At 64.3% G+C, this 23,180-nt stretch carries 25 protein-coding genes; 15 read left to right on the top strand and 10 right to left on the bottom strand.

The genetic code is table 11. The features are described 5' to 3' along the window. Positions 1-606, bottom strand: a 606-nt coding sequence (xseA, locus tag A985_RS28500; RefSeq protein WP_017232752.1) for an exodeoxyribonuclease VII large subunit, incomplete at its 3' end; no start/stop codon positions are given. Positions 607-1,055: 449 nt separating this feature from the next. Between xseA and A985_RS0107330 the strand changes: the two genes are divergently transcribed. From A985_RS0107330 to A985_RS0107300, 7 genes are all read left to right on the top strand, one after another. Further along, a complete protein-coding gene (locus A985_RS0107330; RefSeq protein WP_017232751.1) occupies positions 1,056-1,670 on the top strand; it encodes a MotA/TolQ/ExbB proton channel family protein in 615 nt (204 codons plus the stop codon). Positions 1,671-1,685: 15 nt separating this feature from the next. After that, positions 1,686-2,147, top strand: a complete 462-nt coding sequence (locus A985_RS0107325; RefSeq protein ID WP_017232750.1) for a biopolymer transporter ExbD — start codon at positions 1,686-1,688, stop codon at positions 2,145-2,147. A gap of 53 nt (positions 2,148-2,200) precedes the next feature. Then, positions 2,201-3,217 carry a tetraacyldisaccharide 4'-kinase gene (lpxK, locus tag A985_RS0107320; RefSeq protein WP_017232749.1) on the top strand — a complete coding sequence of 339 codons (1,017 nt, stop codon included), beginning with the start codon at positions 2,201-2,203 and terminating at the stop codon, positions 3,215-3,217. Continuing rightward, positions 3,198-3,404, top strand: coding sequence for a Trm112 family protein (locus tag A985_RS0107315; RefSeq protein ID WP_017232748.1), 207 nt, complete (start codon positions 3,198-3,200; stop codon positions 3,402-3,404). The genes lpxK and A985_RS0107315 overlap by 20 nt, the downstream gene beginning before the upstream one ends. An 8-nt stretch (positions 3,405-3,412) precedes the next feature. Then, the gene (gene kdsB / locus A985_RS0107310; protein WP_039830015.1) at positions 3,413-4,192 is read left to right on the top strand and encodes a 3-deoxy-manno-octulosonate cytidylyltransferase; all 780 of its coding nucleotides are present in this window, start codon (positions 3,413-3,415) and stop codon (positions 4,190-4,192) included. Positions 4,193-4,497: 305 nt separating this feature from the next. Further along, on the top strand, positions 4,498-5,163 hold the full coding sequence (gene adk / locus A985_RS0107305) for an adenylate kinase (RefSeq protein ID WP_017232746.1): 666 nt from the start codon (positions 4,498-4,500) through the stop codon (positions 5,161-5,163). A gap of 296 nt (positions 5,164-5,459) precedes the next feature. After that, positions 5,460-5,954, top strand: a complete 495-nt coding sequence (locus tag A985_RS0107300) for a DUF962 domain-containing protein (RefSeq protein ID WP_017232745.1) — start codon at positions 5,460-5,462, stop codon at positions 5,952-5,954. Between the two features lie 113 nt (positions 5,955-6,067). On the opposite strand, the gene A985_RS0107295 is transcribed toward A985_RS0107300, so the two are convergent. Further along, positions 6,068-6,934, bottom strand: coding sequence for a SirB1 family protein (locus tag A985_RS0107295; RefSeq protein WP_017232744.1), 867 nt, complete (start codon positions 6,932-6,934; stop codon positions 6,068-6,070). 46 nt (positions 6,935-6,980) lie between these two features. Beyond that, positions 6,981-8,531: a murein biosynthesis integral membrane protein MurJ gene (gene murJ / locus A985_RS0107290; protein ID WP_026131734.1), complete on the bottom strand. Its 1,551-nt coding sequence runs from the start codon at positions 8,529-8,531 to the stop codon at positions 6,981-6,983. A 179-nt stretch (positions 8,532-8,710) separates the two neighbouring features. Here murJ and rpsT point away from each other — a divergent pair, with 179 nt between their 5' ends. After that, a complete protein-coding gene (rpsT, locus tag A985_RS0107285; RefSeq protein WP_017232742.1) occupies positions 8,711-8,983 on the top strand; it encodes a 30S ribosomal protein S20 in 273 nt (90 codons plus the stop codon). 296 nt (positions 8,984-9,279) lie between these two features. Here the strand turns inward: rpsT and A985_RS0107280 are convergent, their stop codons facing one another. Next, positions 9,280-9,594, bottom strand: coding sequence for a DUF3579 domain-containing protein (locus A985_RS0107280; protein WP_017232741.1), 315 nt, complete (start codon positions 9,592-9,594; stop codon positions 9,280-9,282). Positions 9,595-9,945: 351 nt separating this feature from the next. On the opposite strand from A985_RS0107280, the gene argF reads away from it, so the two are divergent. The 3 genes from argF (at position 9,946) to A985_RS0107265 (ending at position 13,151) form a co-directional block, all read left to right on the top strand. Continuing rightward, positions 9,946-10,872, top strand: a complete 927-nt coding sequence (argF, locus tag A985_RS0107275) for an ornithine carbamoyltransferase (RefSeq protein ID WP_017232740.1) — start codon at positions 9,946-9,948, stop codon at positions 10,870-10,872. A gap of 416 nt (positions 10,873-11,288) precedes the next feature. Next, positions 11,289-11,612, top strand: a complete 324-nt coding sequence (locus A985_RS0107270) for a pyrimidine/purine nucleoside phosphorylase (RefSeq protein WP_017232739.1) — start codon at positions 11,289-11,291, stop codon at positions 11,610-11,612. 90 nt (positions 11,613-11,702) lie between these two features. Next, entirely contained in the window at positions 11,703-13,151 is a 1,449-nt protein-coding gene (locus A985_RS0107265; protein WP_017232738.1) for a patatin-like phospholipase family protein, read from the top strand. Here the strand turns inward: A985_RS0107265 and murB are convergent. Next, positions 13,141-14,157 (bottom strand): UDP-N-acetylmuramate dehydrogenase, encoded by a 1,017-nt coding sequence (murB, locus tag A985_RS0107260; RefSeq protein ID WP_017232737.1) that lies wholly within the window; start codon positions 14,155-14,157, stop codon positions 13,141-13,143. The two genes, A985_RS0107265 and murB, sit on opposite strands and share 11 nt — an antisense overlap. A 252-nt stretch (positions 14,158-14,409) precedes the next feature. Here murB and A985_RS0107255 point away from each other — a divergent pair, with 252 nt between their 5' ends. Further along, positions 14,410-14,895, top strand: coding sequence for a YajQ family cyclic di-GMP-binding protein (locus A985_RS0107255; RefSeq protein WP_017232736.1), 486 nt, complete (start codon positions 14,410-14,412; stop codon positions 14,893-14,895). Positions 14,896-14,994: 99 nt separating this feature from the next. Here the strand turns inward: A985_RS0107255 and plsY are convergent, their stop codons facing one another. Both plsY and ybaK read right to left on the bottom strand, forming a co-directional pair. After that, positions 14,995-15,603 carry a glycerol-3-phosphate 1-O-acyltransferase PlsY gene (gene plsY, locus A985_RS0107250; RefSeq protein ID WP_017232735.1) on the bottom strand — a complete coding sequence of 203 codons (609 nt, stop codon included), beginning with the start codon at positions 15,601-15,603 and terminating at the stop codon, positions 14,995-14,997. 133 nt (positions 15,604-15,736) lie between these two features. Then, complete coding sequence (gene ybaK, locus A985_RS0107245) at positions 15,737-16,231, bottom strand: Cys-tRNA(Pro) deacylase (protein ID WP_017232734.1); 495 nt, start codon at positions 16,229-16,231, stop codon at positions 15,737-15,739. A 114-nt stretch (positions 16,232-16,345) separates the two neighbouring features. On the opposite strand from ybaK, the gene A985_RS0107240 reads away from it, so the two are divergent. Further along, positions 16,346-17,911 (top strand): class I adenylate-forming enzyme family protein, encoded by a 1,566-nt coding sequence (locus A985_RS0107240; protein ID WP_026131732.1) that lies wholly within the window; start codon positions 16,346-16,348, stop codon positions 17,909-17,911. 91 nt (positions 17,912-18,002) lie between these two features. On the opposite strand, the gene xerD is transcribed toward A985_RS0107240, so the two are convergent. Together xerD and queG are read right to left on the bottom strand one after the other, a co-directional pair. Continuing rightward, positions 18,003-19,022 (bottom strand): site-specific tyrosine recombinase XerD, encoded by a 1,020-nt coding sequence (xerD, locus tag A985_RS0107235; RefSeq protein WP_083902224.1) that lies wholly within the window; start codon positions 19,020-19,022, stop codon positions 18,003-18,005. Next, entirely contained in the window at positions 18,989-20,251 is a 1,263-nt protein-coding gene (queG, locus tag A985_RS0107230; protein WP_157211384.1) for a tRNA epoxyqueuosine(34) reductase QueG, read from the bottom strand. Before queG ends, xerD begins: the two co-directional genes overlap by 34 nt. Positions 20,252-20,268: 17 nt before the next feature. Here queG and A985_RS0107225 point away from each other — a divergent pair, with 17 nt between their 5' ends. Further along, a complete protein-coding gene (locus A985_RS0107225) occupies positions 20,269-20,793 on the top strand; it encodes a bifunctional tRNA (adenosine(37)-N6)-threonylcarbamoyltransferase complex ATPase subunit type 1 TsaE/phosphotransferase (protein WP_017232730.1) in 525 nt (174 codons plus the stop codon). Continuing rightward, positions 20,787-22,241 (top strand): N-acetylmuramoyl-L-alanine amidase, encoded by a 1,455-nt coding sequence (locus A985_RS0107220; RefSeq protein WP_017232729.1) that lies wholly within the window; start codon positions 20,787-20,789, stop codon positions 22,239-22,241. The genes A985_RS0107225 and A985_RS0107220 overlap by 7 nt, the downstream gene beginning before the upstream one ends. A 115-nt stretch (positions 22,242-22,356) precedes the next feature. On the opposite strand, the gene A985_RS0107215 is transcribed toward A985_RS0107220, so the two are convergent. Next, the gene (locus A985_RS0107215; protein ID WP_017232728.1) at positions 22,357-23,025 is read right to left on the bottom strand and encodes a VTT domain-containing protein; all 669 of its coding nucleotides are present in this window, start codon (positions 23,023-23,025) and stop codon (positions 22,357-22,359) included. Between the last annotated feature and the right edge of the window lie 155 nt (positions 23,026-23,180).

Raw genomic sequence — 23,180 nt, 5'->3', positions numbered from 1 at the left:
GGCGTTGGCCGTGTCGAGTGCCGCCGCGAGCCGCATGGCGGCATCGGCGCCCTGCACCGGGGCGGGATACACCACGACCGAGACGTGCGGTGCGCGCCGGGCGAGCGTCGTCAACACGTCGCGCAGGGCTGCCGCCTGCAGCGACGTTACGACGCCAATGCGACGGGCATAGCGCGGCAACTCACGCTTGCGCGCCGCGTCGAACAGCCCGGCCGCCGCCAGCTTTTCCTTGAGTCGCAGAAACGCCTCATACAGATTGCCTTGCCCGGCGCGGCGGATCGCTTCGACATTGAGCTGCACCTCCCCGCGCGGTACATACATGGAGAGCAGCGCGCGGACTTCGACCCGATCGCCCTCCTTCGGCGAGAAATCGGCGTGCTGGGCGCGGCCGCGAAACATCACGCAGCGCATTTGCGCTTGCGCATCCTTGATCGAGAAATACCAATGGCCGCTCGCCGCGCGCGTGAAGTTCGAAATTTCACCGCTGACCCATGCCAGGGGGAAGCTCCGCTCCAGCACGCCGGCCACGGCTTTGTTCAAATCCGAAACACTTAGCACGCGATCCGCGCCACCAGCGGGCCGGGCGTCGTCGAAAGATAAGTTCATGCGTGTTTGCCGGCAAAAAACTGTCCACAGGCCCGCTAATTTAAGGGTTTTCTCGCCCGGTCGCCGCATTTTTCCTTCGCCCCGATGCCAAACCCTTGATTTATCGGCCCTTGCGGAGCGCTTCGCGGCGATGCGGTGAAGCGATATCAACGCGATCGTCACGCGATCGCTTGATTCGCCGACATGTTCACATAGTTATCCACAGGCGCGCGGCGATTGACTGGGAATCGTGAGTTTGCGGATATGTTCATTTCTGAAACGTTTTCCTGCCCATTTTTTCATCACGGAGGAAAAAATCACGTCGCATCAATCAGTTGCTGAATGTATCCCAAGCTTTTCCACATCCTTGTGCGCCTGTGGTGTGGAAAACGGTGCTTGCCCATCCCCCCCCTGCAAGCTACAGTTCGGACTCGTTTGCCCGATCCCCCGCAATAAGTAAGAGGTCGTCCTTGTTTGCCGTTATCCAGGCCGCCGGCTGGCCCATCTGGCCGCTTCTCATCGCCTCCGTTTTCGCGCTCGCCCTGATCGTCGAGCGCGCCCTGTCGCTGCGCCGCACCCGCGTGCTGCCGAGCGGCGTGCTCGAAAATGCCATCACGCTCGCCAGGCGTGGTTCGGGCAAGCAAGACGCGACCGACGCGTTGGCGCGCGGCTCGATGCTCGGGCGCGTGCTCGCCACCGGCGTTCGCTACGTCGCCCACAACCCGCAGGGTCCGCGTGAAGGCGCGAAAGAAGCATTGGAAGAGACCGGACGTGCTGTCGCGCACGAACTGGAGCGTTTTCTGCCCGCGCTGGGCACCATCGCGTCGGTCGCACCGCTGATGGGCCTGTTCGGCACCGTCGTCGGCATGATCGAAATCTTTGGTGCGCAAGACGCCTCGGGCACGGATCCCGCGCAATTGGCGCACGGCATTTCGGTTGCGCTCTATAACACCGGCTTCGGTCTGATGATCGCGATTCCCGCGATGATCTTCTATCGTTACTACCGCACCCGTGTCGACGCGTTCCTGGTCGAACTCGAGACGCAGGCGGTCCATTTCCTCGATGCCACGCTGCCGCGGCATTGATCCGAGGGACGCACGATGAATTTCCGTCGAGGTCTCTCCACACGCGACGAACCGGAGATCAACCTGATCCCGCTCATCGACGTGCTGCTGGTCATTCTGATCTTCCTGATGGTCACCACGACCTACACGCGCTACACGGCGCTGAAGGTCAACCTCCCGACGGCCGATGCACAGAAGGCCGTCGTGCCGCCACGTCAGATCGTGGTCTCGGTCGGCGCCGACGGCAGTTACGCCATCGACCGGCACGCGCTCGCGCAGCGCGATGTCGCGAGCCTTACGGCAGCGCTGCGTCAAGCGGCCGGTCCCGCGAACACCGACGCCGAGTCGCCGGTCGTCGTGATCAATGCCGACGCCAAAAGCGCGCATCAGTCGGTCATCAACGTCATGGAAGCCGCCCGCGAGGCCGGTCTGTCTCGCCTGACGTTCGCCGCACGCTCGACGACGGCCCACGGCGCGGCGGGTCAACCGTCCCGATGACGACACCTTCATCCCCCCCCAGCCCTGCCGCGGGCGGGCGCTCGCGCGCGCTGGTGCCGCGTCTGTCGGGCTCGTTGGTGCATTGGGTCAGCGCCCAGTGGCAGCGACGAGGACTCCTCGCCTGGCTGCTCTGGCCGATATCGTGGGTTTTTGCCGCCATGGCGGTCTGGCGGCGACTGAGCTTTCGCCGGGGATGGAGAACGTCGACGCGGCTGCCGGTTCCGGTCGTCGTCGTCGGCAATCTCACCGTGGGGGGCACCGGTAAAACGCCGACTGTCATCGCGCTGGTCGGCGCGTTGCGCGCGCTCGGCTATACGCCCGGCGTTCTGTCGCGCGGATACGGGGCAGCGCTGCCAGGTCCGACCGAAGTCAGTCCAACGGCACGCCCCGACGCGGTCGGCGACGAGCCGCTGCTGATCGCCAAGCGCACGGGGGTGCCGGTGTGGGTGTGGCCGTCGCGTGTCGAAGGTGGCCGCGCGCTGCTGGCCGCGCATCCGGCATGCGACGTCATCGTTTGCGATGACGGCCTGCAACATTACGCGCTCGCGCGTGACGTTGAAATCGCCGTATTCGATCACCGGCTGGGCGGCAACGGCTTCCTGCTGCCCGCCGGACCGTTGCGCGAACCGCTCTCGCGCCGACGCGACGCCAATCTGATCAACGACCCTTACGGCAAAACGCTCCCCGAGTGGCCCGACACCTGGCGGCTGACACTTACGCTGGGCGATGCCTGGTGCGTGAGCCAGCCGAGCCTGACCCGGGCGCTGGTGCACTTCTCGGGCAAACGCGTGTTGGCGGCGGCCGGTATCGGCGCGCCCGAGCGCTTCTTCGCGGCGCTGCGTGGCGCAGGTCTGCAGATCGAGACGCTGGCGTTGCCCGATCATTACGACTTTGCGACGAATCCGTTCGACAGCGCCGCGGCCGATGCCATCCTGATCACCGAAAAGGATGCAGTAAAATGCGTCACCTGGTCCGACCCACGCGTGTGGGCCGTGCCTGCGGAGGCAGCGCTCGACGCGCGCCTCGTATCCCTGGTAGTGGAGAAATTGCGTGGACAACCGACTGTTTGAGATTCTCGTCTGCCCGTTGTGCAAGGGCCCCCTGGAGTACGACAAGAAAGCCCAGGAGCTGATTTGCCACGCCGACAAGCTCGCTTACCCGATTCGGGACGGCATTCCCGTCATGCTGGCCGATGAAGCGCGCCAGTCCGTCGAAGGTACGCCCGTGCCGCTGAGCGGCGACAAGCCGGCGTCGTGAGCGATTCGATGAACACCGTCGAGTTTGTCGCCGTCGTGCCGGCGCGTCTCGCGTCGACGCGTCTACCGAACAAGCCGCTTGCCGATATCGGCGGCAAGCCGATGGTCGTGCGCGTGGCCGAGCGGGCGCGCGAATCGGGGGCGTGTCAGGTGGTCGTCGCGACCGACTCACAGCGTGTGGCCGATGCCGTCGCCGCGCACGGCTTCGATGTCGCCCTGACGCGTGCGGATCACCCGACGGGCACCGATCGTCTCGCCGAGGTGGCCGTCCAGCAGGGTTGGCCCGACGACACGATCGTCGTCAATGTGCAGGGCGACGAGCCACTCATCGATCCGCGTCTGGTGCACGCGGTAGCGGCGCATCTGGCCGAGCACCCGGAATGTGCCCTGTCGACGGCGGCGCATCCGATCACTGACAACGCGGAGATCTTCTCGCCGAATGTGGTCAAGGTCGTGCTCGACGCCCATAGCCGCGCCCTCTACTTCTCGCGCGCGCCGATTCCGTGGTCGCGCGATGCATGGTCCGCCGGGCTTGCCCACACCGCAACGTTACCCGCGGCGACCACGCCCGTCTTTCGTCACATCGGGCTTTACGCCTATCGCGCCAAATTCCTGCGCACTTATCCGAGCCTGCCGCAGGCCCCGATCGAAACCGCCGAATCGCTCGAACAACTCCGCGCCCTCTGGCATGGCGAGCGCATTGCCGTGCTCGTGACTGCCGACGCCCCGCTGCCGGGCGTGGACACGGCGGATGATCTCGAACGCGTTCGCGCGCTGCTGCGGAACTAACGCCCGATCCAGCACGAATGCCGGCGTTGGCACGCCGGCCAATCGCTCGCGCGCGTGTCCCGGAAATCGCACCGGTACGACGCCCATCGGTCGGCAAAACACCGCCAGACGGGCTCATCGTGGCATAATCGCTCTGATTCTCGCGAGCAGCCTCCCCGGCCGCGCGCGACGCGCCCTGTCGACGCGTCGCCTGCGCGCAGCGCGGTTGGCCGGTCACCCGACCCGCAACCGCCGCCGAATCCCGGGGACACGCCTGCCTGCCGCACGCACAGCATTCACAAATCACAAACTTTCAGGAGTCATTGATGCGTCTGATTTTGTTGGGGGCACCCGGGGCCGGCAAGGGCACCCAAGCCACTTTCATCAAAGAGAAATTCGGCATCCCGCAAATCTCGACCGGCGACATGCTGCGCGCCGCGATCAAGGAAGGCACTCAGCTTGGCCTCGAAGCCAAGCGTTACATGGACGCGGGCGACCTCGTGCCGGACGCCGTCATCATTGGCATGGTGCGTGAGCGCCTGCGCGCCGACGACTGCAAAAGCGGCTACCTGTTCGACGGCTTCCCGCGCACGATTGCGCAGGCGGAAGCCATGAAGGACGCCGGTGTCGCCATCGACTTCGTGCTCGAGATCGACGTGCCGTTCGACGAAATCATCACGCGCATGAGCGGTCGTCGCACGCATCCGGCATCGGGTCGTACGTATCACGTCACGTTCAACCCGCCCAAGGTCGAAGGCAAGGACGACGTGACCGGCGAGCCGCTCGTGCAGCGCGACGACGACAAGGAAGACACCGTCAAGAAGCGCCTGAGCGTGTACGAATCGCAAACCAAGCCGCTCGTGGCGTACTACTCGGATTGGGCGAAGCATGGCAGCCCGGGCGCGACCGTCGAGGCACCGCAGTATCGCAAGATCTCGGGGCAAGGCAGCGTGGACGAAATTCGTGCGCGCGTGTTCGAGGCACTGAAGTAAGCACACGAGCGTCGCCCCCTTGACCCCGTGCAGCATTCGCTGCGCTCCGGGGTCGGGTCGGCGCGAACGGCGACGTAGAGAAAGGCGGCCAGGTCACACTGGGCCGCCTTTTTTGCCAGTGTCAGGTAGTGTCGCTCCCGGCGCATCAACGGGGCGAGTCAAATTGCCGCAATGCAGCAAATTGTCGTCACGGCGATGACTACAATGGAAATCCGAACGCACTTGCGGTCGGTTCAATCGCCGAGACTGTCGGTGGCGATCCCGCGTTCTTCCCGTCCCCATGGCAGGAGGTTGGCATGAAATCACTGGCGCAACAGATGTCGTTCTACCAGCGCTATCACCGCAGTCCCAAGAATCGTCTGACCCATTTCTTCGGCGTTCCCATGATCATACTGGCCGTGATGCAGGCGTTCTCAACGCTGCCGCTCGGCCCGAGCGGATTGAATGTCGCGCATGTGATCGTGCTGGTGCTGCTGATGTATTACTTCCTGCTCGATGTCCCGCTGGCACTTGCCATGACGGCCTTCTTCGCCGCGCTGCTGGCCATCACACAGCACCTGGCCACCTTGTCGTGGCCGTGGGCGCTGACCGTCTTTGGCGTGCTGTTCGTCGGCGGCTGGATCGTTCAGTTGGTCGGCCATCATTTCGAGGGCCGCAAGCCCGCACTGCTCGATAACGTGTTTCAGATCTTTATCGCACCGATGTTCCTGATGGCCGAGGTGTTCTTTCACTTCGGCTACAAACCCGGTCTGCAACGACGCGTCCAGGAATTGGCGGCACAGTCGGCGTAATGGCCCGCGCGTCCCGACGAACGACGCGCGATGCCGCAGCGCCAGCCGACACCGCGGGCGTTTTGCCTTAGAGACGACGGAAACGACAGGGGGAGAACAGGAAGCGCCGGCCGTTATCCGTGACTGCCCGGACGACGGCTCAGGTCGTCGAGAATCTGCCGAATCGCATTGGCGTCTTCGGCATCGGGGCGCGTGCCCAGGTAGTGCTCAAGGTCGTCCTGCGCCGGACGTACCAGCCCAAGGCGAGCATAGGCCAGCCCGCGATCGCGCTGCTCGACCGGCTGGTCGGGCAAGACGAGCACCATGCGTTCCTGCACCGCAAGCACGCGTTCCCATCGCTCGTTCTGCGTGTAGATCGCTCGCAGATTGCGCAACATCCGCGCCAGAATTTCGCGCGGCGTGGCGGGCTCCAGGAAGGGGTGCAGCAACGCCCAAAGCGCCAACTCCTGAATCGGCTCGGCGCTCTCGTCGCGATAGTGCTTCAGATAGGGCTCGACCATTTCGAGCAGTCGCTGCGGCGAAAGCGAGTTGCCCGAAATCGGGTCGATGACCACGTCGCCGGCCGGTACCGCAAGCCGTAGCAGGAAATGCCCCGGGAACGACAAGCCTCGCAGCGGCAGGCCGATCTGGTGCCCAATCTCCATGCAAAGCACGGCCAACGAAATCGGAATGCCGCGACGCCGGTCCAGCACCACATGCAGATGACTGTTGTCCGGATCGTAGTAATCGTTCTGGTTGACGGAGAACCCGAGTTCGCGGAAGAAGAAATGATCGAGCAACTGGAGCTTCTGCAGGGGCCCGGCGTCGGGCGGCAGACGCTTGGCCAGACGCGCGGCGAGCGCGTCGATCCGGGTCAGCGTGTCCTGAACGTCGAGATCGGGATAGACGTCTTGCGCGATGGCGATGGCCGCTTCGGTCAGCGGTAGACCGTCGTCGGACGCGACCAGCGCAGCAAAATACTCGAGAAATCGATTCGCCATGCGGTATCCGTGAAGTCCACCGTGCCAGTGGCGCGCGAGCGAATCGCTAGCGAGTGCGTCGGCGGAAGAACGAGAAGTTGAAACCCATGAGGAATAATGCCCCGAAATACACCACCGCGCATAGCACCAGACTGGCGCCAAGCAGCGCAATGCGCGAGAGCGGGCGCGCGCCCATCGCCACCCAGTCGAAGCTTTGGGTGAACCACAGCAGCAAGCCCGCCAGAATCAGGCAGGCGGCCAGCAATTGCACGAAGAACAGACGCCATCCGGGCGCCGGCCGGTAGATACCACGCTTGTAAAGCCCCGCGAACAGCAACACCGCGTTCATGCACGCGCCCACGCCGATCGACAGTGAAAGCCCCGCATGGGCGAACCACCGAACGAAGAGCAGATTGGAGAGCTGCGTGGCAACGAGCACCACGACGGCGATCTTCACCGGCGTCTTGATGTCTTGCTTGGCATAGAAGCCGGGCGCCAGAATCTTGATGAGAATCAGGCCAACCAGCCCGACGCCATAGGCGGTCAGCGCGTGCGCCGTCATCGCGACGTCGGTCGCGTCGAAACGGCCATATTGATAGAGCGTTGCGGTCAGCGGCTCGGCGTAGACGAACAGCGCGACGGCACTCGGCATCGCCAGCAGGAAGGTCAGGCGCAGCCCCCAGTCCAGCAAGGCTGAATACTCGGCGCCATCGCCATCGGCATGGGCGCGCGAGAGGCTCGGCAGCAGGATCGTGCCCAGCGCCACACCGAGCAATGCCGTCGGAAACTCCATCAGCCGGTCGGCATACGCCAGCCACGACACGCTGCCCTGCGCGAGGCGCGACGCGATGTTCGTGTTGATGATGAGGCTCACCTGCGCCACCGACACGGCCAGCGTGGCCGGCACCATCTTCGCCAATACCCGCTTCACGCCGGTGTTACGCAACGCCGCCGCGATATTGATCGTGATGCGCGGCAACATGTCGATGCGCGCGAGCGCCGGGAGCTGGATGACCAATTGCAGCACGCCGCCAACGATCACCGCGAAGGCCAGCGCGTAGACCGGCTTCGCCAGATGCGGCGCGACCCACAGCGAGGCGATGATCGAACAGAGATTGAGCAGCACGGGCGCGAACGCGGGCATCGAGAATCGCCGCCACGTATTGAGCACGCCGGCGGCAAGGGTCGTGATCGAGATGAGCGTGATGTATGGGAACATCACGCGCGTCATGAACACGGCCGAGTCGAACGTGCCGTTCTCACGCGAGAGCCCGGTCGCGACGGCATAGACGACCCCGGTCGCGCCGAGCACCCCGGCAATCGTGATCGCCAGCAACCCCCAGAACAGCACGGTGGTCACTGAATCGACGAGGGTTCTCGTCTCCTCATGACTGCGCTGCGACTTGAATTCGGCCAGAATCGGCACGAAGGCCTGCGAAAACGCACCTTCGGCGGACAGGCGGCGCAGCAGATTGGGGATGCGGAATGCGACGTTGTAGGCGTCGGTCATGGGACCGGCGCCAAACATGCGTGCAATAAGGATTTCACGGACCAGACCGGTGATGCGCGAGAGCATCGTGAAACCGCTGACCGTAGCGAGAGCTTTGAGCAAATTCATGTTGCGCGTATTATACGCACAGCATTGCAGCAAAGAAGTTGCAATTTCCATTGGCGTTCGGCTATAATCGACGGTTTCGAAGTCAATGGATTGCTTCCTGGCCACCGTGTCTCCCAGGGAGCCGAGCCAAACTGCATAGAAGCCGCATCAGGCGGAGCAATTCAAGGAATTCACCGAACATGGCAAATACCGCACAAGCACGCAAGCGCGCGCGTCAAACCGTTAAGATCAACGCCCACAACTCGGCACTGCGCTCGCGTCTGCGCACGGCAGTCAAGGCGGTCCGCAAGGCCATCGCCGCTGGCGACCCCACCGCTGCCAAGGAAGTGCTGCGCAAGTCGGCCAAGACGATCGACATCATCGCTGACAAGAAGATCGTTCACAAGAACACCGCCGCTCGTCAAAAGAGCCGCCTGTCGGCCGCCATCAAGGCGATGTCGGCTGCTGCCTAACCGCGCAAGCGGTCAAGCAGACTCAAGTTGCTTGCCGGTTCCGATTTCGGTCGGAACACAAAAAAAGCCCGCTTCGTGCGGGCTTTTTCTTTTCGCTGAAGCCAAAGAACGCCGACCACACTCACGCGACGCGCGCGCAAGCCACTGTACGGCTGCGAGAGAATCCGGGACGAATGCGTGAATGGCGTGAACCACAAGGCCGGTCACCGCACGACGGGCGACGACGGGGTAGAACGACGGTGAGTCGGGGCCAAAGGCCCGACACTCACGTCTGGCCGCAAAACGGCCACGGGGGATTACTTGACGTCGGGAACGAAGCAGGCTTCGGTCAGTTGCAAGTCGTTGTCACGCGCAAAATTCATCACGAAATCGAAAGCCATCGGCTCGATGTCGCGCAACCGCTCGTCAACAACGACGCATTTGACGTCGCCCACCATGATCGGACGCACATAGGGGGAGTACTGCATGTATGCGTTCGGGCCGGTATCGCGCCGGCCACAAAACGACACGGCGCCGCACAGACGTTCCGCCCAGTCACTCGGACGGAACTTCTTGCCACCCCGGGTGAGCCCCTGGATGAAATACTCGCGCGCGGAAACCTGGTCGGTCATATCGCTCAATCACCTCAAAAAGCACCTGGCCAGCCATACGCGGGTAGCGTCGCTGACAGAGACAGTATTATATCTTATATAAGACTCAAACCTGTCCCCCACCCTCGCTGCCGATGTTTTTTTCGGTCTTGCCAGCCGTTTTTGGCCGTGCAGCATCGCGCTCGATCATACGCTTTTCGTGTGACGGCAAAACGATTTGGTAGACTAGCGGCTGTTCCCCTGATGCCAGCAACCGGTAGAACACCTTCACGCGCCTGACCGGGGGACAGGCCTCAAGGCTTGTTCGTCGTGCCGCCAGCGAGAGAGTTCCCTTTGAATTCCCGCGCTATCGGCCTCCAGCAGAACATCCAAATGACCACCGCCAAACCCATCAAGCATTACCTTCAGTTTTCGGATTTGACGCTCGACGAGTACGACTACGTGCTTGAGCGCACCCGCATTCTCAAGAAGAAATTCAAGAACTACGAGACCTACCACCCGCTTCACGACCGCACGCTGGCGATGATTTTCGAGAAAAGCTCGACACGCACGCGACTCTCGTTCGAAGCCGGGATTCACCAGTTGGGTGGCCACGCCGTGTTTCTGAACACGCGCGACACGCAGCTTGGCCGTGGCGAGCCTATCGAAGACGCGGCCCAGGTGATCTCGCGAATGACCGACATCATCATGATTCGCACGTTCGGTCAGGAGATCATCGAGCGCTTCGCGCAGCACTCGCGCGTACCGGTGATCAACGGCCTGACCAACGAATATCACCCGTGTCAGGTGATGGCGGACATCTTTACGTTCTACGAGCATCGCGGCCCGATCAAGGGCAAGACCGTGACTTGGATCGGTGACGCGAACAACATGTCCTACACGTGGATACAGGCCGCCGAGATCTTCGGCTTCCAGTTCAACATCTCGACACCGCCCGGCTACCGCCTCGATCAGGCGATGGTGGCCGAGTCGAGCCGCCCGTTCGTGCGCGAGTTCGACGACCCGCGCGAGGCCTGCGAGGGCGCGGACCTCGTGTCGACCGACGTCTGGACGAGCATGGGCTATGAAGCGGAGAACGAGGCACGAAAAGCGGCCTTCGCTCAGTGGTGCGTGAACGCCGACCTCATGCAGCGCGCCAAACCGGACGCACTGTTCATGCACTGCCTGCCCGCGCACCGTGGCGAGGAAGTGTCGGCCGACGTGATCGACGGCGCCCAAAGCGTCGTCTGGGACGAAGCCGAGAACCGTCTGCACGTGCAGAAGGCGCTCATGGAATACCTGATGCTCGGTCGCGTCTAACGAGTCGATCAGACCACGCCCGGACCAGCGCAACGCCGTCCGGGCGCGTTATCTTTGGCCACCGCGCCAGCGCCTCCCCCGTACGTCCTCCGCACCTCCCTCGCGTCACCTTCGCGTCACGCTCGCCGCCCGCTCCAACATCCGGCATCCCCACCGCGACCAACGTTCCGCTATCATCGCTCACGCGCAGGCGTCCCTCGTAGACGCGCGCTTCATCACCGCACGTTGTAGTCGTTACCCTCCGTCAGAACATTTCGCAATTTGCACCACAACGGGGCAAATTCGTTGTGCATCGCACAAAATGCAGACGGGTGGACGTTCGAAACGTGCTAGCATGAATTCACGTTTGCCCCGTTGGGGCAGGCTTATCGACCCATCATCGCGACTTTCCATCGCATTCGACTCCGCATTCGGTCATGACGCAAAACGCAACGCAGTTCGACAACGTTTCCGTAATCAAGCGCGCCAACACCTATTTCGACGGCAAGTGCGTGTCGCACACCGTGCTGTTCCCGGACGGCACGCGCAAGACGCTGGGCGTGATTTTCCCGGCTATGCTCCAGTTCGGCACCGATGCGCCCGAAATCATGGAAGTCACGAGCGGCCGCTGCCGCATCCGTCTGGCCGGTCAGGCCGAGTGGCAGGAATACGCCGCCGGTCAGCAGTTCTCCGTGCCGGGCAACAGCAAGTTCGATATCGAGGTCTTGGAGACGCTCGATTACGTCTGCCATTACGGCTAACCGACCGGCCAGCATCGCGACTGCGCGGGGGGGTCTCCCCCGGCGTCGCCCTCTCGGCCGGTTCAGCGCGGCCCGGCGCCGCTACTCACTATGTCGCGTCTGCCCCCCGAATCCGCCGACGATGCTTCCGGCGACCGAGCTGATGCCCCCCCTGCCGATGCGCAGGCCGCGGCTTCGACCGCCTCGCTGTCCTCTCACTCGGTGCCGGCCGAATCCGCTGCCGAATCAGTGAACGGCACGAGCACCGATCTCGAGCCGACCGACGTACCGTTGCTCCCGCCAGATGGCCTCACCCGGCCGGCACGTACCGGCAACGCGCCCCAGAAATCCGCCACGCCTCGCGCTCGCAAGCGCACCTCCGCCACGGATGCGCCGAGCGACGCCCTCTCGGCCAAGGGCGGTGCGCAGACGCCTGAGGCTCCCCGTACGCGCGCCCCCGCCAAATCCACGAAACCCTCACGCGGCCGCTCCGCGAAGCGAAAAGGCATCGACCTGGGGCTGCAAGGGGGCGGTGCGCATGGGGCCTACACCTGGGGCGTGCTCGACAAATTGCTGGAAGACGGACGCCTCGAGTTCGAAGGCATCAGCGGCGCGTCCGCAGGCACGATGAACGCCGTCGTACTGGCGCACGGCCTGCTTGATCGTCCGGGTGTCGACCCGCGCGAGAAGGCGCGTGAGGCGCTGCACAGCTTCTGGCTCGGCGTGTCGCAGGCAGGTTCCTCGGCAACCGCCTGGGCGCAGACCGTCTTCAGTTGGCTCAACGGCCGTCCGACCGAATACCCGGTCTGGCACGACTGGATGCAGAGCATGCAGCAATGGATGACACCGTTCGCGCAGCCCCCGGCCGAAATCAACCCGCTGCGCACCGTGCTCGAAGCGCAGGTCGATTTCGAACGGTTGCGCGAAAGCACCGCGACGCGCCTGTTCGTGTCTGCGACCAACGTCCGCACCGGCAACATCCACATCTTTCGCACACACGAAATCACGCTCGACGTCGCGATGGCGTCGGCGTGTCTGCCGTGGCTCTTCAAGCCGGTGAAAATCGACGAGGATTTTTACTGGGATGGCGGCTATCTCGGCAACCCGCCGCTCTATCCGTTTTATTACGAGACGCTCACGAGCGACATCCTGATCGTGCACATCAACCCGATCGAGCGCAAAGAGAAACCCGTGCTGCCGGGGCAGATCATGAATCGCGTGAACGAGATCACGTTCAATGCGTCGCTGCAGCGCGAATTCCGTGCCATTTCCTTCGTGCACAAACTGCTTGACGAGGGATGGCTCAAGCCCGAGTTTCGCAAGCGTCTGAAGTACCCGCTGATTCACTCGATTCGCGCGGACAAGGCGCTGTACGACTTGTCGTCATCGACGAAATTCGTGACCGACTGGCACTTCCTCACCACGCTGCGCGACCGTGGCCGCGAGGCGGCGAGCCGTTGGCTCGATGCGCACTTCGACGACGTCGGCGTGCGCTCCACCGTCGACCTGCGGCGCGATTACCTGCAGCGCCTGCCCGACGCCACGTCGATCAAAGCATGAGCGGTTCGGGCTCGAGCGCGATACCGAAGCGCTCCTGCACGCTGGCCTGTATGGCGCGCGCGAGCGCCACGATCTCCGCGCCGCTGGCGCCGCCTCGATTGACGAGCACGAGCGCTTGACGCTCATGCACGCCCGCGTGGCCGAGCGACTTGCCGCGCCAGCCGCATTGGTCGATCAGCCAGCCCGCGGCGACTTTCCAGGCGCCGTCCGGCTGAGCATAGCCGACTGCTTCCGGAAACCGCTCGCGCAGTGCGGCAAACGTTGCGGCGTCGACCACGGGGTTCTTGAAGAAGCTCCCGGCGTTGCCGAGTTCGGCCGGATCGGGCAGTTTGCGGCGGCGAATGTCCGCCACGGCCTCGAAGATCTGCCGCGCATTCGGCTGCGCGATGCCCGCCTGGGCGAGCGTGTGCGACACGTCCGCGTAGCCCGTCACGGGCTGCCACGGCTGTGGCAGCCGCAATGTGACCGAGACGATGAGGTAACGCCCGGGTTCGCGCTTGAACAGCGAATCGCGATAGCCGAACGCGCACGCCTCGCGGGTGAGGGTGACGAATGCGCCCGTGGCCGTATCGAGCGCGCGCACCTCGGCGAAGCGCTCGGCCAGTTCCAGCCCGTAGGCGCCGATGTTCTGAATCGGGGCAGCCCCGAGGGTGCCCGGGATCAGGGCGAGATTTTCCAGGCCAGGACAATCCTGCGAGAGCGTCCAGTCGACGAAGTCGTGCCAGACCTCGCCGGCGCCGCCGCGCACATAGCGCGCGTGCGCGTCGTCGGCGAGCCGCTCACGGCCGCGAATCGCCATCCGGAACACCACGCCGTCGAAGTCGCGCGTGAGCACCACATTGCTGCCGCCGCCGAGCACGAGACGCGGCAAGCCTGCGAGTTCGGGCATGGCGAGCGCATCGAGAAGCGCCGCTTCGCTGTCGATCGTCACGACAAAGCGGGCGGAGGCGGGCAGGCCGAAGGTATTGAAGTCGCGCAGGCTGACGTCGCGTTGCAACTGAGGCATGAAGTCGGGAGAAATCAGTGGGTGATCCGTGGGGCCGCCGTCCCGGACAGCGCCCGGAAGGGACACCGGAGCGACGGCTGAATTACAATGTCGGGCGAAAGAATTTTGCGCACCATTATAGCGGCCACGCGGCCGAGGTTCGCGCTGCCCGCATGACCCGGTCGTCCCGTCCGGGTGCGCCGGCGCCACCATCCCCCGTGCGGCATGCCCGGCGTGCCATTTCACGAACCCTTTACCTTTCAGGAGAGCCAGATGCCATCGTTCGACGTGGTTAGCGAAGCCAACATGATTGAAGTCAAGAACGCCATCGAGCAGGCCAACAAGGAAATCTCGACGCGATTCGACTTCAAGGGATCGGACTCGCGAATCGAGCACAAGGAGCAGGAACTCACGCTGTTCGCCGACGACAACTTCAAGCTCGAGCAAGTCACGCAGGTGCTCATCAGCAAGATGGCCAAGCGCAACGTGGACGTGCGCTTCCTCGACTACGGCAAGGTCGAGAAGATCAGCGGCGACAAGGTCAAGCAGGTCGTCAAGGTGAAGAAAGGCGTCGAAGGCGATCTGGCCAAGAAGATCGTGCGCGTGATCAAGGACAGCAAGATGAAAGTGCAGGCGAGCATCCAGGGCGACAGCGTGCGCATCGCGGGCGCCAAGCGCGACGACCTGCAAAGTGCCATGGCCCTGCTGCGCAAGGACGTGACCGACACTCCGCTCGACTTCAACAACTTCCGCGACTGACAGACGCGCGCCGCAGACAAGCAAAACCCGCAGACTCGCTGCGGGTTTTGTATGGGTCGAGGCCGTGCCGGGTTCGGCCGAGCCGACGTAACGCCGGCCTTACTTCGCCTTCTTCTGCCCGATGCGGCTTTCCTTGCCCGCCATCAGCTTGCCGATGTTGGCGCGGTGCCGGTAGACCAGCAAGATCGCCATGACGATCACCGCGGGGGCGTACGGTCCGAAGCCAGACATGAACACGTAGTAAAGCGGCGCGAACACCGCCGCCACCAGTGCCGCGAGCGACGAATAGCGGAAGAAGATCGCGATGATGAGCCACGTCGCGAGCACGGCGAGCCCCAGCACCGGATGGATGGCGAACAGGACGCCGGCCGCCGTCGCTACGCCCTTGCCGCCGGCAAAGCGTAGAAACACCGGGTACAGATGGCCCATGAAGACCGCAAGGGCCACGGCCGCCAGACCGAAGTCACCTACACCCCACGTATCGGCGAAGCGTTGCGCAAGATAGACGGCAAGCCAGCCCTTGAGGGCGTCGCCGATCAGCGTGAGCACGGCGGCCTTCTTGTTGCCTGAGCGCAGCACGTTCGTGGCGCCCGGGTTGCCCGAGCCATAACTGCGCGGGTCGGCGAGACCCATCGTGCGGCTGACGATCACCGCAAACGGCAACGAGCCGATCAGGTACGCGAGAACGATAAAAACCAGTGTGGCCATGAACTTCGAGCGTGAGCAGAATGTGTAATGGCCGCCATTCTACTTGACGCGCTCCGTCCCTCCATTCTGGCAACCACGGGGTTGCGCCGCGACCGGATCGATCGGACAGACGCAGGCCGCCGCGCCGTGGCGACTACTCGTCGCTCAGCGCACACGACACCGGCTTGGCCGCCAATGTGTTGAGCAGCACCTGCGGGGCGATGCCAATGAGGTACCCGCGTCGCCCGCCGTTGATGAATATGCGCGGCAGATCGAGAATCGACGCCTCCACATACACGGTCATCGCGCGCTTCGTGCCGAACGGCGACGTGCCGCCCACCAGATAACCCGAATGACGCTGGGCGACCTCCGGCTTGCAGGGCTCCACGCGCTTGGCGCCGATCTGGCGCGCGAGGTTCTTGGTCGAGACGGTCCGGTCGCCGTGCATGAGGACGATCAGCGGCCGGGCCTTCTCGTCTTCCATGACGAGCGTCTTGACGACCGCATGCTCGTGCACGCCCAACTGGCGTGCCGACTCGCCGGTCCCGCCATGTTCGACGTACTCGTAGACGTGTTCGGTGAAGGCCACTTTCTTTTGCTTCAGAAACTGCGTGGCCGGCGTTTCCGAGACGTGTTTGGTCTTGCTCATGGGCGCCTATTGTAATGAAACGGCCAAGGACTGCGGTCCCGGAATGCGCGCACCGCAGTCATCCTCGACGGCGTGTGCGATGCTCGATGACGGCGAGCGCATTACAATGCCGGCATGTCAGCCTCTCCCGCCCCCTCTCATCCGGACACCTTCGCCTCCAGCTTGCTCGCGAATCTGCCCGCACGCATCGACACGCTGCCCGCGCGGATCGCCGCGCAAGCGCCCACGCGCATCGCCCTGATCGACGACTTCAGCCGTCTCACCTACGAGGCACTGGCGAACACCGTCAGCGCCTGCACCGAGCGCCTGCGCGCGCACGGCGTGCGGGGCGGCGATCGCGTGATGATCGTCGGTGAGAACGGCATCGCGTATGTGGTGCTGCTGCTCGCCGTGGCAGCCCTCGACGCTTGGCCGCTGCTGTGCAACGCGCGGGTCAGCGCCGCGGAATTGAACGCCATTCGCGATCATGCGCAACCGCGCTGCGCGATCTACACCGTCGATGCCTCGCCCGATGCCGCCGCGCACGCCCGGGGAGACGCCGCCAAGGTCGCCTGGACCGACCTTGCGCTCGGCGCCATCGCGGTGTCCGACATCGATCCCGACAGCGCCGCCGAGCCGGTGCAGACTGATCCGGCGTTGCAATGCGCGGCGCTCATCTACACAACCGGCACGACCGGCACGCCCAAGGGCGTTCGTCTCTCGCATCGCAACCTGATGTTCATCGCTGCGGTGTCGAGCGCGCTGCGACGCGTCGGTGCCGACGATATTGCCTACGGCGTGCTGCCGATCTCGCATGTCTACGGCCTGACGTCGGTGTGTCTGGGCACGCTGTACGCTGGCGGCACGCTACGGCTGGCCGCGCGCTTTACTCCCGAAGCCGTGCTCGATTCGCTCGCCCACGACGGGCTGACGATCCTGCAAGGGGTGCCCGCGATGCACGCCCGCCTGATGGCCTATGTGACGGCGCAGAACCGGACACTCATCGCACCGCGGCTGCGCTTCGTCTACTCGGGCGGCTCGCCCCTCGATGCGGCGCTCAAGGCGCGTGCCGAAGCGTTCTATGGCCTGCCGATTCACAACGGGTATGGGCTGACGGAGAGTAGTCCGACCGTCTCGCAGACGCTGCTCGACGCCCCGCGCGACGACTGCGCCGTGGGACCGGCGATCCCCGGCGTGACGGTACGTATCGTGGGTCGCGACGGGCATGACCTGCCCGATGGCGACGTTGGTGAACTCTGGGTGCGTGGTCCTAACGTGATGCTCGGGTACTACCGTGCCCCAGCGCTGACGGCGGCAGCCGTGACCGACGACGGCTGGCTGCGCACCGGCGATCTTGCGCGGCGCACCGTCGACGGCGCGCTCTTCCTCGCGGGACGCGCCAAGGAACTCATCATCCACTCCGGCTTCAACGTTTATCCGCTCGAAGTCGAGCAGGCGCTGGCGAGCCATCCGGATGTGCTGCAAGCGGCCGTCCTCGGACGTCCCGACGAGGAGAACGAGCAGGTGATCGCGTTCGTGGAGGCGCGCCCGGGCCATGCGATCGACGTCGCAGCGCTGGCCGCGTGGGCGGCGACGCGGCTCGCACCGTACAAGCGTCCGGCGCAGATTCGGGTGCTCGATGCCCTGCCCGCCGCGTCGACGGGCAAGGTGCTCAAGCACAAGCTCAAGGCGTTGCTTTGAAGTTTGATGGCGCGGCGGCGTCGCTCGCCTACCGCGCCGGCCTTGCTTGCCGTACACGCGGCCCACGCAGCACGCGCTTCACACACGGCGCTCACCCGCGCGGATGATGCTGTGCGTGCAGCGACTTGAGGCGTTCGCGCGCGACGTGCGTGTAGATCTGTGTGGTGGAGATGTCGGCGTGGCCGAGCAACAGCTGCACCACACGCAGATCCGCGCCGTGATTGATCAGATGCGTCGCGAAGGCATGACGCAGCGTATGCGGTGAGAGCGGCGCACGAATGTCCGCCTGCAACGCATAGCGCTTGATCAGATACCAGAACGCCTGCCGCGTCATCCCCTGGCCGCGTTGCGTGACGAACAGCGTGTCGCAGGCGCGACCGGCCAGCAGCACCCCTCGACTCTGCGCCAGATATCGCGTGAGCCACGCGTTGGCCTCTTCGCCGAACGGCACCAGCCGCTCCTTCGCGCCCTTGCCGAAGATGCGCAGCACACCCTCGTTCAATCCCACTTCAATCGTCTTGAGCGCGACCAGTTCCGAAACGCGCAGACCGCTCGCGTACATCAGTTCGAGCATCGCGCGATCGCGCAACCCAAGCGGCTGGGCCAGATCGGGGGCCGCCAGCAACGCTTCGACCTGCGCCTCCGACAATGTCGAGGGCAACCGCTGGGCACGCTTGGCCGATGCGATGCGCAAACACGGGTCCTGGTGCACGACATGGTCGCGCAGTGCCCATTGATAGAACCGTTTGAAGACCGACAGACGACGATTGACGCTGCTCGCCAGACTCTCGCGGCGCCACGCCAGATAGGCGGCGAGCGCCGCCTCGTCCACGCCATCGAGCGAGGTCTCGCACTTGGCGGCGAGCCATTGCGCGAAGAGGCGCAAATCCCGTCGGTAAGCGTCGAGCGTATTGCGAGAGAGGCCGTCTTCGAGCCAGATCGTGTCGCAGAACTGGTCGATGAGCGTGACACTGCGCACATAGGTCGCGCCGTCGGGGTCGAAGGCCAGCGGAGACGACGGGTCATCGAGATTGTCGACGTCGGTGAGGTTCTCGCTCGCGGGGTGGGTGCCTGGGGTCAAACGGTGGCTCCTTCCTGGGCCAGCGCCCATTCAACATGCTCGCGCACCAACGCCGATGGGTGATCGCGTCGCGCGAGCAAGGCATCGCGCAGCGGCGCGCGCGCGGCGGCATCTGCCGAGTCGCGCAGCGCATTGCCAAGCCCCACGGCCAGATTGCGCAGCCATCGCTCATGGCCAATACGACGAATGGGGCTGCCGGCCAGCTTATCCATGAATTCCGTTTCGCTCCAGGCGAACAGTTCGACGAGCGAGGCGCTATCGAGCCGGTTGCGCGGAGCGAAATCGGCGAGCGGCGACGGCTGCGCAAACTTGTTCCACGGGCAGTAGAGCTGGCAATCGTCGCAGCCATAGATGCGATTGCCCATCTTCGCGCGCAAATTCTCGGGAATTGCCCCTTTGTGCTCGATCGTCAGATACGACACGCACAACCGCGCATCGACGCGAAACGCTTCGGTGATGGCGCCGGTCGGACAAACGTCGCGGCATCGCTGACATTGCCCGCAGTGCTCGCCCGGGTGCAGGCGGTGCCCCGTTGCCTTGCCTGGTACCTCGCTCGGCGTGCTTGGCGCATCGGCATCCACCGGCAGCGGCACGTCGACAAAGATCTCGCCGAGAAAGAAGAGCGAGCCCGCGTCGCGCGAGAGCAGCAGGGTGTGCTTGCCGCGCCAGCCCAGCCCGGCCTTCTGCGCGAGTTCGACTTCGAGCACGGGGGCCGAATCGGTGAATGCACGGTAGCCGAACGGGCCGATGGCCTGGGTAATGCGATCGGCCAGTTGTTGCAGCCGATGGCGCATGACTTTGTGATAGTCGCGTCCGCGCGCATAGATCGACACGACCGCCTCGGCAGGCATCGCCGCGCGCGCGGCTTCCCGCTCGCGCCAGCTCGCCATGTCGGTGTCGTTCGGAAGATAGTTCATGCGTGCGCTGATGACGCGCACCGTGCCGGGAACCAGCTCCGCGGGCCGCGCGCGCTTCATGCCGTGCGCCGCCATGTAGTCCATGTCGCCATGACAGCCGTCGTCGAGCCATTGTTGCAGCCCCGCTTCGGCGTGCGAGAGATCGATGTCCGTGATGCCGACCCGGCCGAAACCGAGTTCGCTCGCCCATGCGCGAATCTGACCGGCAAGCGCGGCCAAGTCCCCGGCATCGAGGGCGGGAGACGTCGCATTGTCGCGCGAGGACGACACTTCCGAGGCATTCGGAGGTGCCGCCGACTCGACTTGTGCGGCGGTAGCGGGGAAAATCACGGAAGCTTTCATCGACTCCATTTTACGCAATGCCCGATTCATCAACGCCGACGCCCCTGGGCGAGCGCATCTTCGCGCTGCCGGACGAGGCCGCCACCGAGGCCTTCGCCGCAGCGCTCGCGCGCGCCATCGTGGCACGCGCGGCGCACACTGACCCGGCGCATGCGGGACTGCACGTGCAGCTCTCGGGCGACCTCGGTGCAGGGAAAACCACGCTCGTGCGTGCCCTGCTGCGCGCGCTGGGCCATACCGGACGCGTCAAAAGTCCCACGTATGCATTGTGTGAACCTTACAACATCGACACACCACAAGGCGTGTTGCCGGTCTATCATTTCGACCTGTATCGCTTCGCCGATCCGGCCGAATGGCACGACACGGGCTTTCGGGAGCACTTTGCAGGCGACGCCCTGTGCCTCGTCGAGTGGCCGGAGAAAGCCGAAGGTCTCCTGGGCACCCCCGATTTGGGCCTTTGGCTGGAACCTGTAGGCAACAGCCGCCGTCTGACGACGAGCGCCTACACGCCGGCCGGTCTTGCTTGCCTGAACTCATGCTGATCAAACGCTTTATTCGTACCGACGACGCCTCATCGCCCAATGCCGGCCGCCGCCGTGCATTGCGCGCCGGCGCCTCGACACTCATCCTCGCCCTCACCGGCCCGCGTCTCGCCTTCGCCAATGCCATCGTGGCGGTGCGCGTCTGGCCGGCCAAGGACTACACACGCGTCACGCTGGAGACCGACAACCCGGTCAAGTTCCAGCAGCAACTTATGGCCAGTCCGAACCGCTTTGTCATCGATCTCGACGAAGTGGATCTGAGCCCGGCGCTGCGCGATCTCGTGTCAAAGATCCAGCCGAACGACCCGCAGATCATGCAGGTGCGCGTGGGGCAGTTCAAACCCGGCGTCGTGCGCATGGTGTTCGATCTGAAGGCCGGCGTGAAGCCACAATCCTTCACGTTGCCGCCGGTCGCGGGCTACAAGTACCGCACCGTGTTCGACCTGTATCCGGCGGTCGAGCCCGATCCGCTCATGGAACTGCTCGCCAAGTCCAGCCACAAGGCCGAGGCATTGGCGCAGAACACACCGCCCGCTCAGCCCTCGAACCCGTCGTCGGGCACGGGCACGCCGAGCACGGAGGAGAGCGAAGCGTTCTTTCAGCGTTACGCGCAACGTGAGCCGGGCCCGCGCGTCTCACGCCCCCCGGCGCCCTCGACCACGGACAGAATGCCGTCGCTCGCCCAGCGCAACGACGACGGGCTGCTCACGCCACCGTCACGCGGACCGAAGACCGCCCGCCTGCTCACCATCGCCCTCGACCCCGGCCATGGCGGAGAAGACCCCGGCGCGATCGGTAGCAGCGGCACCTACGAGAAAGTGGTGGTGCTGCAGATCGCCAAGCGGCTGCGAGAGAAGATCGATGCGCAACCCAATATGCGGGTGATGATGACGCGCGACGCCGACTTCTTCGTGCCGCTCGGCGTGCGGGTGCAGAAGGCCCGCCGCGTGGACGCCGACCTGTTCATGTCGATTCACGCCGATGCGTTCACCTCGCCGTCGGCGAACGGGGCGTCGGTATTCGCCCTGTCCGAGCGTGGCGCCACGAGTGCGACGGCACGTCTGCTGGAAAAGACGCAAAACGCGTCCGATCTGATCGGCGGCGTCAATATCAAGACCAACGACCGCGCCGTAGCGCATGCGTTGCTCGATATGTCGACAACGGCGCAGATCCGTGACAGCAAGGTATTCGGCACGGCGCTGCTCGCCGAGATCGGCTCCGTCGCGGACCGGCTGCACAGCAAGCACGTCGAACAGGCGGCCTTCGCGGTGCTCAAGGCCCCCGACATCCCGTCGGTGCTCGTCGAGACGGCCTTCATCAGCAACCCCAAGGAAGAGCAGGCGCTGAACGATCCGGCCTACCAGGAGCGGCTCGCCGATGCGCTGCTCAAGGGCATCAAGGCCTACTTCGCCAAGAATCCGCCCCTTGCGAAGAATCGGACGGCCTGACGGCCGGCCACGGACGTTCGCGCAACGCCAAGACAAAAATGGCGCGCCCGGTCATCAACCGGACGCGCCATTTTTTATTGGACCTGCGAGGTCACTGTCTGCCCGACGGTCGACCTTACTCGCCCTGGCCCTGCGCCACACGGCGACGACCGCGCGTGACCAGTTTCCAGAGCGCGCCGAGCGCGATCGGCACCACCGCTGCCGAAATGCCCACCAGCACGATGACGTTCAGGTATTGCTTGACAATCGGCAGGTTGCCGAACAGGTAACCGCCGCCCACGAGCAGCGTCACCCAGATCAGGGCGCCGAGCAAGTTGTAGAGCTGGAAGCGCACCCACGACATGGCCGACACCCCCGCCACGAACGGCGCGAACGTCCGCACGATCGGCACGAAACGCGCAATCACAATGGTCTTGCCGCCGTGATGCTCGTAGAAGTCGTGGGTCTTGCGCAAGGCGTCGCGATCGAGAAAACGCCAGTTCTTCTCGTACACGCGCGGCCCGATCTTCGATCCGATCCAGAAGTTGAGCGTGTTGCCGGTCACTGCCGCAATGAAGAGCAGTACGCCGAGCAACCACGGATCCATCGCACCGGTCGCCGCAAATGCACCGCCAATGAACAGCAGGGAATCACCCGGAAGGAACGGAAAGAGCACCAGCCCCGTTTCCACGAACACGATCATGAACAGGAACAGATACACCCAGTTTCCGTATTGATCGATAAACACCCCCAGATGTTTATCGATGTGGAGCACCATCTCCACCAATTGCACCAAAGTATCCAAGTCGATTCCTCAAGATAAAGGACGCCGGCCCGTCCCTGCGGGCACGCGACGAACGCATGATACCAGCGCAAACGTCGGGCGTCGTGTCGTGCCCGTGACGGTCGGCGCCGACCGTCACGGGTATGTCGAATTCATGGTCCAGCCTACAACCCTCC

Origin of the sequence: Pandoraea sp. B-6 (genome assembly GCF_000282835.1) — a bacterium.
GTDB classification, from domain to species: domain Bacteria; phylum Pseudomonadota; class Gammaproteobacteria; order Burkholderiales; family Burkholderiaceae; genus Pandoraea; species Pandoraea cepalis.
This window is presented reverse-complemented; position numbering and strand designations above follow the sequence as displayed.

What these genes read in the sequence shown, in the direction of transcription:
- A985_RS0107325 (WP_017232750.1), top strand. Translation starts at nt 1,686, where the DNA reads ATGAATTTCCGTCGAGGTCTCTCCACACGCGACGAACCGGAGATCAAC.
- kdsB (WP_039830015.1), top strand. Translation starts at nt 3,413, where the DNA reads ATGAACACCGTCGAGTTTGTCGCCGTCGTGCCGGCGCGTCTCGCGTCG.
- adk (WP_017232746.1), top strand. Translation starts at nt 4,498, where the DNA reads ATGCGTCTGATTTTGTTGGGGGCACCCGGGGCCGGCAAGGGCACCCAA.
- A985_RS0107300 (WP_017232745.1), top strand. Translation starts at nt 5,460, where the DNA reads ATGAAATCACTGGCGCAACAGATGTCGTTCTACCAGCGCTATCACCGC.
- A985_RS0107295 (WP_017232744.1), bottom strand. Translation starts at nt 6,934, where the DNA reads ATGGCGAATCGATTTCTCGAGTATTTTGCTGCGCTGGTCGCGTCCGAC.
- murJ (WP_026131734.1), bottom strand. Translation starts at nt 8,531, where the DNA reads ATGAATTTGCTCAAAGCTCTCGCTACGGTCAGCGGTTTCACGATGCTC.
- rpsT (WP_017232742.1), top strand. Translation starts at nt 8,711, where the DNA reads ATGGCAAATACCGCACAAGCACGCAAGCGCGCGCGTCAAACCGTTAAG.
- A985_RS0107280 (WP_017232741.1), bottom strand. Translation starts at nt 9,594, where the DNA reads ATGACCGACCAGGTTTCCGCGCGCGAGTATTTCATCCAGGGGCTCACC.
- argF (WP_017232740.1), top strand. Translation starts at nt 9,946, where the DNA reads ATGACCACCGCCAAACCCATCAAGCATTACCTTCAGTTTTCGGATTTG.
- A985_RS0107270 (WP_017232739.1), top strand. Translation starts at nt 11,289, where the DNA reads ATGACGCAAAACGCAACGCAGTTCGACAACGTTTCCGTAATCAAGCGC.
- A985_RS0107265 (WP_017232738.1), top strand. Translation starts at nt 11,703, where the DNA reads ATGTCGCGTCTGCCCCCCGAATCCGCCGACGATGCTTCCGGCGACCGA.
- murB (WP_017232737.1), bottom strand. Translation starts at nt 14,157, where the DNA reads ATGCCTCAGTTGCAACGCGACGTCAGCCTGCGCGACTTCAATACCTTC.
- A985_RS0107255 (WP_017232736.1), top strand. Translation starts at nt 14,410, where the DNA reads ATGCCATCGTTCGACGTGGTTAGCGAAGCCAACATGATTGAAGTCAAG.
- plsY (WP_017232735.1), bottom strand. Translation starts at nt 15,603, where the DNA reads ATGGCCACACTGGTTTTTATCGTTCTCGCGTACCTGATCGGCTCGTTG.
- ybaK (WP_017232734.1), bottom strand. Translation starts at nt 16,231, where the DNA reads ATGAGCAAGACCAAACACGTCTCGGAAACGCCGGCCACGCAGTTTCTG.
- A985_RS0107240 (WP_026131732.1), top strand. Translation starts at nt 16,346, where the DNA reads ATGTCAGCCTCTCCCGCCCCCTCTCATCCGGACACCTTCGCCTCCAGC.
- xerD (WP_083902224.1), bottom strand. Translation starts at nt 19,022, where the DNA reads ATGGGCGCTGGCCCAGGAAGGAGCCACCGTTTGACCCCAGGCACCCAC.
- queG (WP_157211384.1), bottom strand. Translation starts at nt 20,251, where the DNA reads ATGAAAGCTTCCGTGATTTTCCCCGCTACCGCCGCACAAGTCGAGTCG.
- A985_RS0107225 (WP_017232730.1), top strand. Translation starts at nt 20,269, where the DNA reads ATGCCCGATTCATCAACGCCGACGCCCCTGGGCGAGCGCATCTTCGCG.
- A985_RS0107220 (WP_017232729.1), top strand. Translation starts at nt 20,787, where the DNA reads ATGCTGATCAAACGCTTTATTCGTACCGACGACGCCTCATCGCCCAAT.